General features: G+C 41.8%; 8 protein-coding genes. 7 read left to right on the top strand and 1 reads right to left on the bottom strand.

The genetic code is table 11. The features are described from left to right. Nucleotides 1-98: 98 nt before the first annotated feature. Nucleotides 99-5,753 (bottom strand): alpha-2-macroglobulin family protein, encoded by a 5,655-nt coding sequence (locus QTN47_RS10395; protein ID WP_369329297.1) that lies wholly within the window; start codon nucleotides 5,751-5,753, stop codon nucleotides 99-101. A 230-nt stretch (nucleotides 5,754-5,983) separates the two neighbouring features. Here QTN47_RS10395 and atpG point away from each other — a divergent pair, with 230 nt between their 5' ends. From atpG to QTN47_RS10360, 7 genes are all read left to right on the top strand, one after another. Continuing rightward, the gene (gene atpG / locus QTN47_RS10390) at nucleotides 5,984-6,865 is read left to right on the top strand and encodes an ATP synthase F1 subunit gamma (protein ID WP_369329296.1); all 882 of its coding nucleotides are present in this window, start codon (nucleotides 5,984-5,986) and stop codon (nucleotides 6,863-6,865) included. A 246-nt stretch (nucleotides 6,866-7,111) separates the two neighbouring features. Next, the gene (gene scpB, locus QTN47_RS10385; RefSeq protein WP_369329295.1) at nucleotides 7,112-8,236 is read left to right on the top strand and encodes an SMC-Scp complex subunit ScpB; all 1,125 of its coding nucleotides are present in this window, start codon (nucleotides 7,112-7,114) and stop codon (nucleotides 8,234-8,236) included. An 87-nt stretch (nucleotides 8,237-8,323) separates the two neighbouring features. After that, nucleotides 8,324-9,538 carry a diaminopimelate decarboxylase gene (gene lysA, locus QTN47_RS10380; RefSeq protein WP_369329294.1) on the top strand — a complete coding sequence of 405 codons (1,215 nt, stop codon included), beginning with the start codon at nucleotides 8,324-8,326 and terminating at the stop codon, nucleotides 9,536-9,538. A 305-nt stretch (nucleotides 9,539-9,843) separates the two neighbouring features. Further along, entirely contained in the window at nucleotides 9,844-10,623 is a 780-nt protein-coding gene (locus tag QTN47_RS10375; RefSeq protein WP_369329293.1) for an ABC transporter ATP-binding protein, read from the top strand. Nucleotides 10,624-10,897: 274 nt separating this feature from the next. Next, nucleotides 10,898-12,403, top strand: coding sequence for a F0F1 ATP synthase subunit beta (atpD, locus tag QTN47_RS10370; RefSeq protein ID WP_369329292.1), 1,506 nt, complete (start codon nucleotides 10,898-10,900; stop codon nucleotides 12,401-12,403). Between the two features lie 101 nt (nucleotides 12,404-12,504). Next, nucleotides 12,505-12,759, top strand: coding sequence for an ATP synthase F1 subunit epsilon (gene atpC, locus QTN47_RS10365; protein WP_369329291.1), 255 nt, complete (start codon nucleotides 12,505-12,507; stop codon nucleotides 12,757-12,759). A gap of 250 nt (nucleotides 12,760-13,009) precedes the next feature. Then, complete coding sequence (locus tag QTN47_RS10360; RefSeq protein WP_369329290.1) at nucleotides 13,010-17,956, top strand: PKD domain-containing protein; 4,947 nt, start codon at nucleotides 13,010-13,012, stop codon at nucleotides 17,954-17,956. The last annotated feature ends 99 nt before the right edge of the window (nucleotides 17,957-18,055 follow it).

The following is an 18,055-nucleotide window of genomic DNA, read 5'->3' as shown; positions in this document are numbered from 1 at the left end:
GGCTTCGCAGAGCAAAAGCTTCGCTGCGCCGCTGCTTCTTTGTGTTCGCTGCGAGAAATCTTTCGCGTGAAACCTTCCGCGTGAATCTCGCGTGAAATTTACTCACTCACTTCTACCCACTTACCATTCGTTCCTCCACTGATTGTGTGATCATACATTGCTTCGCAGTAAACACCTGGCCAGAAATATTTACCCGGGTATGCCGCATTCAATTGTACATAGTAAGTCAACGTTTCACCTTGTCGCAGATCAAAATAATGATATACACGATCATCCCGGATGTCCATATAATCGCTTGGCGAAGACTTAAATGCGCCTTCACTATTGTACAATCTTGTATTCAAAATTTCCCAGCCACCGGGAAAGATTTGAGATAGCGCCATTTCAGTATACTGTCCTCTGAAGCCGGGGTTTCTTATAGTAACTTTTGCAACAAAGTCAGTTCCTTGTTTGATCGATGCTGCATCAATGATTTTACCTGTCAGGTCCATATATTCAGCGTTCACGACCAGCACTTGAGGATTATTGCTAACCTGGATGCTTTCCCCGCTTAAAGGCCTTCCCTGGTTGATCACACGAACATATAACACGTTGCCGCCTTTGTTTGTCATTTGTATTGAAGACTTGTTGCCTTTCCATTTGATGTCAGTCTGAGAGACTACATTACTTGTATTGATACTGACTGACTGTCCATTTGTGTTGATGGAAGCATTGATCTTTTTATTGTCTTTGTTTTGTCCGCAGAATTTCGCGATGGCGATTAATGAATAAGCAGTCGTCTGTGTGCTGTACCATTGATCTTGCGATAATTCTGCTGCAACACTTCTTACAAGTGCATCTGCATTTGCTTTGCGGCCCATTATAGTGAGTGTTTCCAGTACCATAGCCTGGTCACGCAGACTACTGCCAAACGTGCTGCCTGCATTAGCGCGGGCCGGAAATGAAGTTGATAATCCGCTGATCAATTGCAATGCAACCTGCTGTTGCCCGACTAACTGATATGCAGCAGCAAGCCGCCATTTAGCTTCCGGTGTGATGAACTTAAATTCTTTCAATCTGTTCATAGCCCCGAGTTCAGGTGCTTTTGCAAGTGCAAGAAGATATAACCTGTAAGCCTGTTCAAGATCGCTGCCATACCATGGTGCAGATGTTACGTTCCATGCAAGCGCTTTTGTGCGTTGGTATTGTTTCCACGATTGAAGTAAAGTTGCCGGAACATTGTATCCAGCAGCTGCAGCTTCCAACAAAAAATGACCACCATAACTTGTTCCCCATTCATTGCTTTCGCCGTAGCCGGGCCAATAACTGAATCCTCCATCTGATTGTTGGAAATTCAGCAATCTTTGGATTCCAGCACGCACATTTCTTTCTACTTCAGCTTTTTTCCTGTCATCAAGGTCGATCAATTGATTCAATGCCAGTTGAGGAAATACCCCTGATGTTGTTTGTTCAATGCAGCCATGCGGATATGTGATCAAAAAGTTGAGTCTCTTTTCCAGGTTAATAGCCGGAATACTTGACACTTCCAAAACAGCCTTGCTAGAGCTTGCATCACCGATCATAGACACATTGGTATTCCACGATTGTCCTGGTTGTAAAGTATATTCTGTAACACTTGTAGTAACAGGGTTCGGATTGCGGATATCCAATTCTGTTTCGTATTCAGCTTTTTCTTTACCACTTGTAGCAACAATTTTTATTTTACCAATGCCGGTTGTTGGTTTCACTTTTGCTGTAAAAGAAACCACCTGCTCGCCAGTGCCACTAAAGCTGATATTTTGAGTGCCGCCGGCTTCGATAAACGGATTGCTTTGCAATGACAAAGACACGTTGCGGATATTGTTTTCCGTTGCGAAAACAGTTACCGGAATCTTTAGTTCTTCATTCGGACCAAGCACGCGCGGCAACGTCGCCAGCATCATCAGCGGCTTTTTCACCTTCACACTTTTCTCTGCCATACCATAAGCGTTATCTCCCGCAGCAATTACCATTGCGCGAACACTTCCCATGTATGGAGGCAATGTGAATGAATGTGTCTTTTTACTTCCATTTGTTTTAAATGGTCCCATAAATTGCACAACTGCTTTAAAGCGATTGGCTCTTCTTGTTTTTGATGCAAGATCGGCAGCGGCGTCACCACCGATTGTCAGGATCCTTTCCAGTTCACTGCTCCACGCGCCAATTACTTCGTCGTACAGATCCCAGCTCTTTACACCCAATGCTTCTTTGGCATAAAATGCATCGTGCGGATTAGGCGTTTTAAATCGCGTAAGATCTAATAATCCTTCATCAACTATGGCAACAACATAAGTCATCGGTTTGCCGGAAGATTCTGAGACAGTTATGGATGCAGGCTCTTCCGGTCTGATCACATCATCCATTTTAATAACTGGTTTTAAGATCGTGCTTTTATCTTCTATCATCACCGGGACCACCCCATACATGCGAATCGGTAGATCGTTTATTGTCTGTGCATGTGGTTGTATCAGGCTCACATTCACATACACATTCGGAGCCATTTCTTTTTCCGCCTTGAAAGAAAATTTCGTTTGTCCCTGTTCTGTATTAACCCAATAAGTTTTTAATACTTTGCTACCTGTTTCAATACTGATTAATGCGCGGCCGCCTTTACTACTTGGTATGGTTACTTTAACATCATCACCGGCATTATACTTTTCTTTGTCCGTAGTAAATGACAACATCGCCAATGCGCTTTTATCTTCGTTATCACCACGACTGCGCCAGCTATCATCATCCACAAAAAATGTTTTGCCGGTAACATGGCCACTGCGTTTGTCCCTTATCAAAATAAGATAACGGCCCCACGAATCATCATTAAAGCGCATTTCATAATCGCCTTTACCATTGTTAAGTTGTACAGTCTGCGTTTTGATAAGTTTATTGTAATGATCCTGCGTAAAATTGCTCAGATCATCACCGCTGTTGTCCCACCACCAGCGCCATTGTATTTTATACAGTTCAACATCTGCCTGCGTAGATCCGTTTACCGGGTTTCCGCCGGTAGTAACGTTGGCGATCTGCACGTGGTGTGTTTTGTTTATCCCGAGGTATCCCCATGTTTTATCGCCTTCTGGTAAATGCACACCAACATAGCTGCTGTAAGGATTGTATGGCATGGCGATATTATCAATGCTAAAGTTGCCTCCCGGTTCAAAAACTTTAATCATCAGGTTGGCCAACAACTGACCGGGCGCATCTTCTCCTGCATCAAATGCCGGACTTACGGTCGCTGATCCTTCCGCATTTAATGCACCGTCAAAAATGGTTTTTGTTTGTGGTGAAAAAGAAGAAGTGGGATTATCAAATGTGTAATCTTTGAATTTGCTAAATGTCGTAGCCCGTTTATATAGTTGTGCGTCAACACGTGCTTTGAGATTTTGTGCAGTAGCGCCGAATAGCCATTTGGCCGATAATGTTCCGCTTGCATTGGCATCTTTACCTAATGCAGTAAGTCCGCCAAAATCAAGATCAATCTTGAGCCGGTTTGGCATTACTGTTTCTATCTTCAACGTTTTTTCAAACGTGTTTCCGCCCAGCTTAACCTTGCAGGTCCAGTTACCTGTCGGAGCATCTTCATCAGTTGCTGTTTTGAAAATATTGAATCCATCATCGGCATTTGTTTGAACCATTCGTTTATACAACTGTCCGCGTGGAGAGATCAGTTCCATTTCAATAGGGTGGTCCTTTGGCAATTTCTTGTCCTTATCTTCCACAATACAGCTCAGGTAAAGACTATCACCGGGTCTCCAAACACCACGTTCTCCAAAAATGAAACCTTTGATTCCATTCTTAATTTCTGCACCAGCAATATCAAAACGGCTTAATGCTAATGAATTTCCATCATCCAGTTTAAGATAACCACGTTCATTCCCGTTCTTCGCAATCAATAAATAAGGTTTGCGTTTCAAGTCAATCATCGCAATACCATCACCGTTACTTGAGCCTTTACCAATGATCTGTTGCTGATAGTCCAATACCTCCAGCTGAACATCTTTCATTGGGGTCGTGGTAATTATATTGCTCACTGCTACAAACAAATTGTTGCTGCCTCGTTTAGCTGTAAGCCCGATGTTACTGGCGATAATATTTCTATAAGCAAAACGTTCTTTGTTGAAGTAAGCCCTGTTGCAGGGATTATCGCGCTGTTCCCAATTATAACCATAAGGGTAGTATGTATCATAACTGTTCCAGAAGGCTTCATCGTCATCAACGCCATTCGTTTCAGATGCATATTCGTAATAATCGGACTCGTCGTCCTCATCTTTCTTGTTCTCTTTCATTCCTTCCTGGCAGGTGTAGATGGAGTATTCCGGTCGGAATCCTATAAACACCCGATAAATTGCTCCCGGTTCGGCTTTAATGTATTTGTCCAGGTCGAGCGAGAAACGGTTCTTTTTATTCAGATTGAGGCTTTTGTCATTGTCTAATCTGATGGTCGCCTGTGCAAGTGGTCTGCCTACTCTCCGGAGATCCGAGCTTCCGCCGAGATCATTCCGCTGTAGAAACACACCAACATTATTTTCATAGATCTTAACAATTGATACATCCACCGCGTTCAGGTTTACAGCTTCAAAAGGCAATACCAGCCTTCCGCCGCTGTTCGGTAATATTTCGCCTTTTCCATGAATTTTCACTGATGGCCGCCTGTTTTCAAAAAACACGTTGGATGAAAACGCTTTCGGGAGCTTCGTTCCCCACTGGTTTTGAATGCCTTCATGAATATTCACGGTATAATTTCCATCCAATTTACCGGAGGTATACACTTTGACCTCGCTGCCAAGAATGGTGTAACTGATATTTTCCTGATTGCTGATAGCGATGAGGCCATCCAAAACCTGCCCAACCGCAAGCGGATCGCTAAACTGTACCAGTGCATATTGTTCTTTGTCTTGAATCGCCTGCACACCAAGAACGACAAAATCGCCCGCAGCCGGCACTATGATTTCTTTTTTGTCTTTCAGCGCTGCATCCAGGGGCTTGCCATCCCAGGCTAATACCAGGCTTCCCGCGCCAGAAGAGCGTTTGATATTACTGATCACAAAATCATGCGTACGGTTGGCTTCGTTGTGCTGCCAGTTTATTTTTAAGTCGCTGTTATTTAACCGGGCAGAAAGCAATTTTTCGACTTTGGCAGATTCTTCAACGTCAGCGGTAATAATCTGCCCGTTAAGTGTCATTTGCTCTTTCCCGACAGCTTTCAATCCAAAATCATTCACCTGGAATGATGGTTTGAGGGTTTGGACGTTAAACTTAAAATCCTTGTATCTGGAAGGAACGGATGCGACTTTTGACAAGGCAAAGCCGACTTCATATAATGTGTTAGGAATAAGATCTTTAGCTGGTTTAAACTCGACTGTCCGGGCATCGATCCAATAGGCATTGCCCTCCACGGCAGGAGAGAAGTTAAAGAGCGCCTCTTTAATGGTTTCGTTAAGAGTGTGCGTGGTGGAAGCGTCGGCAGCCAACCTGATGCGAATGGCATTTTTCTTTGAAATCACTCCGGAAGAATAAGCTTCTACATATTTGCTATACTCCGGATCAACTTCAATAAGCTTCTTTTTTGATTGTTTACATGAATACGAGAAAATGGAAAGGATTAGAACGGCAAGCCAGTAAAATTTTACCGGCATACGCTTGTGGGTGTCCATAAAAGGTGGTTTTATTGAATATTTTGGTTCAGGTTTATTCTTCATGAATGTAGGATTTGTGTAAGAGAAAGTAAATTTACTCATGCCAATTTTTTGTTAAGTGAATAGGACTGCTCGTAAAGGTAATATTTGAATATGATTCAATATGTTTTGCTTTCTTTTTAAAGTTATTAAATCATTTCTATCTTTTTTTAGCCTGCAACTTGAAATTCAGCCGCTTTGCGCTACTTTTGCACCCCAAAAGAGGCGGTGTTGTGTCTTGTAAAAAATCATCATTCGTTCATAACCGTCTTTTTAAATAGAAATCAACAACTATGGCTGGTCAGTTAAAAGAGGTTCGTAACCGTATTAAGTCTATTCAGAATACACAACAGATTACGAAGGCTATGAAAATGGTTAGTGCGGCAAAATTGCGTCGTGCACAGGATGCCATTATTCAGATGAGGCCTTACGCACAAAAGTTGCAGGAAATGCTTAGTAACATCGTAAGCAACCTGGAAGGCGACCTTAGTATTAACCTGGCTGAAGAAAGGCATGTAGAAAAAGTGTTGATCATTGCTATTACCAGCGATCGCGGATTGGCTGGTGCTTACAATGCGAATGTTATTAAACTGACCAAATCTGTTATTGCTGAAAAATATGCAGCTCAAAACAAGGCAGGCAATGTTACCATCTGGAATATTGGTAAAAAAGGCTGGGAAAGTTTGACAAAAGCTGGTTACAAAACTTCTGATGCATATAAAGATATTTTTCTGAACCTGAAATTTGAAACAGTTCAGGATGTAGCAACGGCTGCAGTTAAAGCTTTTGAAAAGAAAGAATTTGATGCAGTGGAAATCGTGTACAGCGAATTTAAAAATGCTGCAACACAACGTTTCATGGTTGAACAGTTCCTGCCGATTCCTAAAGTTGAAAAGAAAGAAGGCGTTAAAAAAGCTGATTTCATTTTTGAGCCTGCCAAAGATCAACTGATCGCAGAATTGATGCCTAAGATCTTAAATACCCAATTATACAAAGCGGTACTGGATGCTAATGCAAGTGAGCATGGTGCACGTATGACAGCGATGGACAAAGCCAGCGACAATGCCAACGAACTGCTGAAGAGCCTGAAAATATCTTACAACAGGGCACGTCAGGCGGCGATTACGACAGAGCTTACTGAAATCGTGAGCGGTGCGGCAGCTTTACAAGGGTAATTGACAATTGACAATTGAAAGTGGACAATTACAATTATTAAGTGAGAAGAAGTGGCGAATGTATAATGAGGTTGTTAGAATTAAGGTACTTCGTACTTCGTATCTCGTACTTAAAATAACAAGTGTGTAAATCGGCAGAAAGGTGAATGTTGATGAAGAAACTAAAAAAATGTTTACATTCACCCCTTCGCAGGTTTACACATTTTAATTTATAGCTGCGTGTATTTCCAATTTTTTAAATAGCGTATGGAATTATCGGAGATTATACCACATATTGAAGCACTGATTTTTGCCAGTGAAAAGCCATTGACCAGCATGGACATTGTTGAGCTGATCAATAACGCTTTTGGCTTTATGGAAGAGCGCATCATGCTTGACCAGGTGGAAAGCTGCATTGAAGGTATCCGCGAAAAATACAACGCTGAATTTTATCCTTTTGAAGTACGCGAAAGTGGTGGCGGCTGGCAATTTCTTACAAAGAAAGACTTCTATAAAACGGTAGGACAATTAAACGGTGACAAGTTTCTGAAACGCCTTTCAACAGCGGCATTGGAGACACTGGCAATTGTAGCTTACAAACAACCCATCACAAAAGGAGAGATTGAAGCTATCCGTGGTGTGAATAGTGATTACAGTGTTCAGAAACTACTGGAAAAAGAACTGATCGTTATAACCGGCCGTAACGAATTGCTGCCTGGTAAGCCATTGGTTTACTCAACTTCAAAATCCTTCATGGATTATTTTGGTATCAACTCAACGGCTGATCTTCCTAAGATAAATGAAATTCTTGCTGAGCAATTGATCGAGCCAACTTTGGTTCGTGATGGCCAGTTAGGAGAAAATTTGCCAGAGATAGCTGAAGGTGAAAATGAGGAAGCTCCACTCGCTGTTGACAGCAATGGTGATCTGATCGAACATGCAGAAACTAATGAGGAACAAGGAGAGAATGATATAACTGCACAGGTTGAACAAGAAGAGAATCGTGCATCTGTAGACGAAGAATTTGCTGCTGAACTGGATGAAGAAATTCAGGAAGATGAAGCTGATGAAGATGTGACTGGAGATGAAAGTGAAGAAGAAGCCTTCGAAGAATTTGAAGAAGATGATGAATTAGAAGAACAGGGTGAGTTGGACGAAGAGGACGAATTGGATGAGAACAACAACGAATTTGATGAAGAAGATGAATCAGTCGAGGAAGATGAATTAGCAGATGAAGAAGCATTTGAAGGCGTCGATGAAGACGATGATCTTTCGGAAGAAGAAGAGGAGGAAGACGATACTAAGCACAATTCGAAGCAGGATGACGAGCAATCGTCAGAAGCGGACAATGAGCAGGAAGATGATGAAGAAGATCCTGAAACAAAAAAATAAACAATCATCATATTACTGATAAGTCCTCCAATTGCGGGGACTTTCTTTTTATAACCAAACACATTATTCAAATCGTATCTTCGTCAAATGTCTCAACAATTAACATCGGAACAGCTTGTAGAAATTGCTGATCGTTTTGGAACACCGCTATATGTTTATCACGCGGAAAAAATAAAAGAACAATACGAAAAACTTACTGCTGCCTTTGAAGGGTGCAATGCCCGTTTTTTCTATGCCTGTAAAGCACTCACCAACATCAACATACTTAAGTACGTGAAAAGCATTGGCTGCAATGTGGACTGTAGTTCATTGAATGAAGTACTGCTTGCGGTTAGAGCCGGCTTTGAATCTAATAGGATTCTGTATACTTCAAACAATGTTGCATTTTGTGAAATTGAAGGTGCAAAAGAACAAGGCGTTCATATTAATATTGATAGCCTGTCTAACCTGAAAAAGTTTGGAGAGAAATTTAGCGATACTTATCCTGTGGGTATCCGCGTAAGACCAAATATTATGGCTGGCGGTAATCTTAAAATATCTACCGGTCACAGCAAAAGCAAATTCGGTATTCCGCTGGAGAATATTGACAGCGTTCTGCAAATTGTAAAAGACACTAATCTGAGAATAAGAACGCTTCACATTCATACCGGAAGTGAAATAAAAGATGTAGAAGTTTTTGCAAAAGGAATTGAAGTGTTGTTTGATATTGCAAAATTCTTCCCTCACCTGGAAGTGATTGATCTTGGAGGCGGTTTTAAAGTGCCTTACAAGCCAGGCGAAAAAGGTACCGACATCCAGGCGCTGGGTAAAAAAGTCGCTGAAGAGTTTAATCTTTTTGAGAAGCTTTACGGCAAAAAGGTCGAGGTCTGGTTTGAACCGGGGAAATTCATAGTAAGTGAGGCGGGTTATCTTATAACCCAGGTAAACGTGTTGAAGCAATCTGGCGAAACGTTGTTTGCCGGTGTTAATTCAGGACTGAACCATTTGATACGCCCGATGTTTTATGGTTCACATCACGAGATCAAAAATATTTCAAATGCAAGCGGTCCGGAAAAGGAATATACCGTTGTTGGCAATATATGTGAGACAGATACTTTTGCAGAAGATAGAATGCTGAACGAAGTAAGTGAAGGTGATTATCTGGCTTTTTATAATGCAGGCGCTTATGGCATAGAAATGGCCTCGCACTATAATTCCCGTTTCAAGCCACAGGAAATACTTGTGATAGATGGCGAAGCAAAGCTGATAAGGAAGAAAGACGTGTTGGAAGATTTGTTGATGAACCAGGTGGAGGTGTTGTAGGGTGAATGGTCAATGGTGAATAGTGAAATGTGCGTCACCTTGATCACTCCGACAGGCTCCTTGCTTTTTAAAAGAATGTTTTTCGTGAATAGTCAAGAGTAGATAGTGAAATGTGCATCATCCCGGTTACTCCGGTAGGTATCTTGTTTTAGGATTATGTTTTATGAGAATAGTCAACAGTGAGTAATAAAATATAAAAGATGCTGACAAGTTAAGCAAGCTTGATTTTTATTTTAAGGACTGCATTTTTGACCATTGACCATTCACTATTGACTATACGACATTTTAAATGTTAGCATTAACTTATGATCGAGATTCGTAACATAAAGAAATCTTTTGGCGACAAAACCATTTTGTACGACATCAGCGCTACCATGCAGGCCGGTAAATGCAACCTCATTATCGGTGCCAGCGGTAGCGGGAAAACGGTGCTTACAAAATGTATGGTTGGCCTGTTTACGCCTGATTCCGGTGATATTTTATATAATGGCGAAAGCATGCTGCAGATGCCGGAAGAGGAGCGGAAGCAACTGCGTCAGAAGATCGGCATGCTGTTCCAGGGTTCTGCACTTTTTGACTCAATGACCGTTGAACAAAATGTGATGTTCCCGTTGGACATGTTTTCTGGTTTAAGCTATAGGGAGAAGAAGAAGAAGGTGAATGAAGTGCTCGACAGGGTTAACCTGAAAGAAGCAAATAAAAAATACCCGGCAGAAATATCCGGAGGCATGAAAAAGCGTGTAGGTATTGCCAGGGCAATTGTGTTGAATCCAAAATACCTTTTCTGCGACGAGCCCAACTCCGGTCTTGACCCTCAGACTTCGTTGCTGATAGATAAGTTGATCAAGGAAATCACGACCGAATACAAAATCACCACCATCGTAGTAACACACGACATGAACAGCGTAATGGAAATAGGCGATTATATCCTGTTCATGCACAAGGGCTACAAACAATGGGAGGGAAGCAATAAAGAGATCATTTACAGCAAAGATGAAAAACTAAATGAGTTCATTTTTGCATCAGAGTTTCTTCAGGATGCCAAACAGATGCGCATGCTTGAGGACAGTGAGAAGAAGAAATAGTTAGATTTTCGATTTGAAATCTAAGATTTGAAAATGGATCGAAGCGAGGGAAATATTCTGGAAAAGCAGGTTGATTTTTCTTAATGTGATCGGGGGCGGCCAAATAATCTCAAATTTTAAATTTCAAATTTCAAATTCCCAGATTTTCGAATGGGAAATTTCTCTTTTCCGGCCGTAAACCCTTACCTTTGCGGCCAAAATAGCAAGTTGGTGTTTGTGTTGTGTGTTAATAGCAGATAATCAACGCAGTAAATTCAAAACCTTTCAATAATATATGGCTAACAAAGGTAAGATCAAACAGATCATCGGTGCCGTGGTTGACGTTCACTTCCCTAACGATCAGCAACTGCCTGAAATTTATAATGCGCTGGAGCTTACAAAGGCGAATGGCGAAAAGCTGGTTCTTGAAGTTCAGCAGCATTTAGGTGAAGACAGTGTACGTACCATCGCGATGGATGGAACTGAAGGTCTTGTTCGCGGCCTGGAGGTTATTGATACCGGTAAGGCGATCACAATGCCTACTGGTGAAGCGATTAACGGGCGCCTTTTCAATGTAACCGGAGACCCTATTGATGGTTTACCTGCTGTAAGCAAAGCTGGTGGTCGTCCTATCCACGCTCTTCCTCCAAAATTTGAAGACCTGAGCACTGCTACCGAAGTATTGTTCACTGGTATTAAAGTTATTGACCTTATCGAGCCTTACGCAAAAGGTGGTAAGATCGGTTTGTTTGGTGGTGCGGGTGTAGGTAAAACCGTATTGATCCAGGAACTGATCAACAACATCGCTAAAGGATATGGTGGTTTGTCTGTATTCGCCGGTGTGGGTGAGCGTACACGTGAAGGTAATGACCTGTTGCGTGAAATGATCGAAGCCGGTATCATGAAATACGGTGATAAATTCAAACACAGCATGGAAGAAGGCGGATGGGATCTGAGCAGTGTGAATGTTGAAGAGTTGAAAGATTCTAAAGCAACTTTCGTATTCGGACAGATGAACGAACCTCCGGGAGCTCGTGCACGTGTGGCATTGAGTGGTCTTACCATCGCTGAATATTTCCGTGATGGCGACGGTACCGGAAAAGGTAAAGACATCCTGTTCTTCGTAGATAATATCTTCCGTTTCACCCAGGCTGGTTCTGAGGTATCTGCACTGTTAGGCCGTATGCCTTCTGCGGTAGGTTACCAACCAACACTTGCAACTGAAATGGGTATCATGCAGGAAAGGATCACTTCTACAAAGAATGGTTCTATCACGTCTGTACAGGCGGTTTACGTGCCAGCGGATGACTTGACTGACCCTGCTCCGGCTACAACCTTTGCCCACCTTGATGCCACTACGGTATTAAGCCGTAAGATTGCGGATTTGGGTATCTATCCTGCGGTTGACCCGTTGGATTCTACTTCCCGTATCCTTACTCCGGCTATTGTAGGTGAAAATCACTATAGAACTGCTGACCGCGTTAAATTGATCCTTCAGCGTTACAAAGAGTTGCAGGATATCATCGCGATCCTCGGTATGGATGAATTGAGCGAAGAAGATAAATTAACTGTGGCCCGCGCCCGTAAAGTACAGCGTTTCTTGTCTCAGCCTTTCCACGTTGCTGAACAGTTCACTGGTCTGAAAGGTGTATTTGTAAGCATTGAAGATACTATCCGTGGCTTTAACGCTATCATGGATGGTGAAGTAGATGAATATCCGGAAGCTGCATTCAACCTGGTTGGTACATTGGAAGATGCTATCGAAAAAGGTAAGAAACTGTTGGCTCAGGCACAGGGATAAAAAATTATAATTTGAGATTTGATATTTGGAATTTTATAAGGGCAGCATGCTCAGTGATTTCGAATTTCAAGTCTCAAATCTCAAATCTGAAATTCAAATAGATGACTCTAGAGATATTAACACCGGAAAAAAAATTGTTTAGCGGAGAAGTATATGGTGTACAGCTTCCGGGTATAGATGGCTTATTTGAAGTACTGGAGAAGCACGCATCACTCGTTAGTGCTTTGGGTAAAGGCACTTTGAAGGTGCTGAAAACCAAAAACGAATTCAGTGAATTCTACATTCAAAGTGGCTTTGTAGAAGTACTGCATAATAAAGCCAGCGTACTTGTAGAAGGAGCTGTTGCAAAAGATTAAGAACTTCCGGTTTAAATGTTATAAGAAGAGCGATCGTTTTAAAAAAGCGATCGCTCTTATTTTGCCCGCAACCCACCTTAAAATTTACGCGGCCATGGGTTTGTGTTGATAGTAGTTGTAATATTGCTGCTATTCCAATATTTTTTGAAAAATGAAAGATGTAACCTGAAGGTAGTTTTAAAAGCTGTGGCTAACGGCTTCTGAAAGCTAAACAACTTTAATATCATACTCTTACTACCATCATCCCCTTATGACATACATATCCCGGCTGCTTTTTCGCATTGTACCCTTGTTCTTTCTGTTATTATTTGCAGATATATCCATCGCGCAGAAGGCTGATTTTACCGCAGATAATTCTTCGGGCTGCTCACCACTCACTGTTAAGTTTACCAATAAGTCAACGGGCGTTTCTCCCTCCGCCACTTACAAATGGGATCTTGGTGTAAACGGTAATACATCGACACTCAAGGATGCAGGAGCTACTTATAAGACGGAACAGACTTATACTATAAAGCTTACGGTGACAGACAATGGTAAAAGTGATAGCAAAGAAATGACCATTACGGTGTATAAAAAGCCTGTGGTCAGCTTTAAGGCTGACGTTATAAAAGGATGCTCTCCATTAGTGGTAAATTTTACGAGTACTTCGTCGGCCGGCGATGGAACCATCAGCAATTATTTCTGGGATTTTGGCGATGGCGCAACTGACAAAGGTGACAGCTATTCTCAAATACAACATACTTATTCCGTAGCTCAGACGGCATTGCCTGCATTAACGGTAGTAAATAGCAATGGTTGTATCGCATCCAGTGATCCTTCATCCGTAAAAATCAACGTATTGCCGGCCATTATCGCATCATTTACGCCGGTAACGACTACGTTATGTAAAGAGTCTGATGCACTCGCTGTTAGCAACACCAGCACGGGGCCAGGCACGTTATCTTACGAATGGGATTTTGGCGACAGTAAAACGGATGTGGCAAAAACTCCATCTCACGTATTCGGAAAAAAAGGAGTTTATAATATAAGCCTGAAAGTAAAGAGCAGTGAAGGATGCACACCCGCGGTAGCAGCACCGGTAACAATTAATGTGGCCAATTTTACGACTGATTTTGAAGTGCCGGCACAATTGTGCACAAATAACAATCTTTCATTTAATGACTTAAGTATGCCTTCTGAAAATAATACCCAGTGGCTGCTGGACGGAAGCCAGGCCGGATTTTACAGTCCGTTTACTGCAACATTTTCAACAGGAGGGACACATACATTAAGCCTTTCTAAAAAATACGGCACCTGTACCGATACTAAAACCAAAAGCTTTGTAGTAAAAGAAGGTCCTGTGCCGACCCCTTTTACGCTGGATAATAACAAGATTTGCGAAGTTCCTGTTACACTTAATTTCAAGGACAATACAAAAGGCGCAGTAAAATGGGAATGGGATTTTGATAACTATTATTACGGCTTTAATCCGACTGCTTTCACCCAATCATCCTCATTCACATTTTCAAGCGAAAAAACATACAATGTAGCTTTGAAGATTACCAATGCAGACGGCTGCAGCAATACTGTTTATCAGAGTATCGTAGTAACCAAACCGCAGGTTTCGATTTCTCCGAGTATCTATCCGGCTAACACCTGTGAAAAAACGGATGTCCAGTTTTATAGTCAAACGAATACCCCTGTCAAAGAATATTTGTGGGATTTTGGTGATGGCGAAAAATCCGTCGCGGCAACACCGTCACACAGCTTTGCAAAAGCCGGAAGCTATACGGTAACACTAAGTTATGTCACAGAGAATGGATGTACAGGTTCTGCATCTTATCCCGTTACTGTGTATGCGAAACCCGTATTTGATTTCTCAGTTTTGTCTCAAACGGTGTGCGGAAGCGAACCCATCCTGTTTAATATAACAGGAATTGACATGTCTACTGTTTCTTATATCACAGCGGATTATGGAAACGGCTATGGAGAAGTTAATGTGAATAACTCAACCCCTGGTGTCCAATATTCCGATGCCGGAACGCATACGGTAACATTAACGCTGGTAAATCCTGGTTGTAGAAGCTCTCTCACAAAGCCAGGTTACATAAAAGTATTACCGCCCTTTCCTCGCGTAGAACAAGCTATTAATACATGTGATGGAGACCGGAGCACGGTAACCTTTACGGAGTCTTCAGTGGGTGCTTTGTCATGGAGCTGGGACTTCGGTGATGGTACTGCACCATACTCTTATACTTCAAAACAAGCCGAAATAAAGCATGCTTACGCTAAATCAGGTACGTACAAGGCCGCACTAACTACTACGAATGGCACTTGTACAATGACTGATACGACGATTGTTTATGTATTAAAAAAACAAAAACCAACATTGACGCTTGACCGGTCTTCTTTTTGTGCCAACGATACTGTTTCTATAAATGTTGATGGATTGGAAGATAACCCTCATGCAGTTAACGCTAATAACTATAACGAATACGCTTTTCAAAAAATTGAATACAGCGATGGTACAATGTTCTCCGGAGCTGTTAGTTACAAGGATTATTATTCTTATTTCCCGATCCGTTTGCTGGCGTCAAGGTTTGATTCGGACAAATCCGGATTCAGGGTCATTACTTCATCTTATTACTTTGGATGTGAGGACACAACGGATTTCGCCGCCGTAAAAATCAGTGGTCCTACTGCCGGCTTCAGTGTTGCACAAAATAACGTTTGTTTTAAGAACGAAGTGCAGTTTAATGATCTGTCGAAAATTAAGAACAACATTACCATCAGTAAATGGGAGTGGACCTTCGGAGACGGTGAGCAGATCACAACATTCAAAGCTGGCGCGGTTAAGCATAAGTATAATAATCCCGGGTATTATTCACCTTATCTTAAAATAACGGATAAGAATGGTTGCACGAGTGAAGGATATTTAAATGAGTCTGTAAATGTGGTTGGTCCCAAAGCCAATTTTAGCATTTCTCAAAATCCTGTTTCTCCGGACACGTACGTCTACTTTAATAATTATAGTTTGGGGGATTATTACAATGCGAATTATACATGGCACTACGGAGACGGAACTTCTTCAAATGATTATAACGGTTATCATACTTATAGCAAGCCGGGAGCAGACACTGTTGTGTTAATTGCATCCAACGCGCTATACAATTGCGCGGACACCGCAAAATCGGTTGTCTTTGTAAAGAACATAAATCTTTCTTTTACCTACACTACCACCAATATCAACAATAGCGGTTGTCCACCTGTGTTGGCAAGCTTTTCCAATACTTCGGCAAACACACCTAAAGTGTCATGGGATTTTGGAGATGGCAGTACGGCCGATAACCTGAATTTTGCGAGCCACACATACCAGAAACCGGGCAAGTATAAGGTAACCATTTATGGATATTATGATTATGGGCTTGTTGATTCAAGCTTTGATTATATTACCATTAACGGTCCTTATGCTACGTTATCCGCTGATAAATTATATGGTTGTCGTGCAGAAGAAATAACACTAAGTGCGCAAGCGGAAAATACTACGCAGTTTACCTGGGATTTTGGTGACGGCACATTGCAGGATGCTCAGGAAACTTCTGCAAAACACAAGTATTTGTCACCGGGAGTGTACACACCAGCATTGATTGTAAAAAATAATGAAGGTTGTTCATTTTCTTATTTCCTGGATCAGAAGATAGTGATCGATACCTTGCATATTGCTATTGAAACAAAGCCTCCTGTTATTTGTGTGAATGGCATTGCCTCCTTCCAGCCTGAAATATATAGTATTGCTAAAAATGAAATGCAACAGGAATTGCAATACAGTTGGCAGTTTGGAACACAATCGGCTGCTGATAATTCAACGCTTGAATCGCCTTACTTTCAGTATAACGATGTTGGTGACTATATTGTAACTGTAAAAGCAGTTTCTCCTTTTGGATGTGAGGCTGAGAATACCAAAATTGTTTCCGTTAAATCCCGTGTGCACGGTACAATAGCCGGTCCGTCAGATTTGTGTAAAGGAGAATATGGAACATTTACTTCGGATATTCCTGGTATGGACAAAGTAACCTGGGAATGGGATTTTGATAACAGTTCTCATTCAGCTTTGCAAAACCCGGATAAGCAATTATTTAATGAACCTCGTGCATATAATGTTTTGCTTGTGGTAAATAATGAAGGTTGCCTGGATACCACGTCCGCATTATTAGATGTGCATGCAAATCCTGTGGTGAATCTTCTGCCGGCTCAGCCTGCTATTTGTTTAGGAGGAAGCATTCAGCTAAATGCGCATGATGGAATAATCTATAACTGGCATGCTGCGGCGGGATTGACAGATGTTTTAAACGCATCGCCGGTTGTTACTCCAACAACAAATACACAATACACGGTTGATGTTACAAATAATTTTGGATGTACCTCCACTGATTCCATCACGGTGAAAGTAGTTCAGCCGTTTAAGATAACTACAATGCCTGAAGTACATGTATGCAACGGAGATAGTATTCAACTACATGTTACAGGTGCCAACAATTATACCTGGACTGGAACAGGACTTAGTTCTTTTACAAGTGCAGATCCGATCGTAAAAACAGATCAATCAGGCGTCTATACTGTAACTGGTCACGATGAAATGAATTGCCTTGAAGATAAGGCGGATGTTCAGCTTAAAGTAGAACCGCTGCCAACGGTAACAACTATTCCTGATTTATCACTCGTTGCGGGTTCATCTGTTGTGTTGCAGACAAGTACAAGCAATGATGTAGTTAAATGGCAATGGCAGCCTTCGCAATATCTTTCTTGCAATAATTGTTCTGCGCCAGCAGCATCACCCAATCTTGCGAGTTCCTATGTAGTTACTGTATCCACACAATACGGCTGTTCTGCGAAAGATACGGTAAACATCAAAGTTATTTGTAACGAAGGGCTGGTGCTTTTTCCTACCAGCTTTACACCTAATAACGACAATCTTAACGATCGCTTTAATGTGCGCGGTAAGGGCATTAAGCTTATTAAGCACCTGGTGATTTACGAGCGCTGGGGCACTGTGGTGTTTGAAAGGAACAACTTTACCCTGGATGATAAATTTGGCGGTTGGGATGGAACACGTAATAATCTGCCATTACCTACAGGTACTTATGTGTATGCTGCTGAAATTGTATGCGCTACGGGGGAAATTTTTACTTATAGGGGAACGGTGGTGTTGATAAGATAGGATGTGATAGTCGAGAGCGAAAAGTAAAAATGCAAAAATAAAAAATCAAAACCCGGAGAATTCTAACGTGACTTTTAACGGAAATGATTCTATTTAAAT

Source organism: Danxiaibacter flavus (genome assembly GCF_041060425.1).
GTDB classification, from domain to species: domain Bacteria; phylum Bacteroidota; class Bacteroidia; order Chitinophagales; family Chitinophagaceae; genus Danxiaibacter; species Danxiaibacter flavus.
The sequence above is the reverse complement of the archived record's forward strand: the minus strand, read 5'-3'. Positions and strand labels throughout refer to the sequence as shown.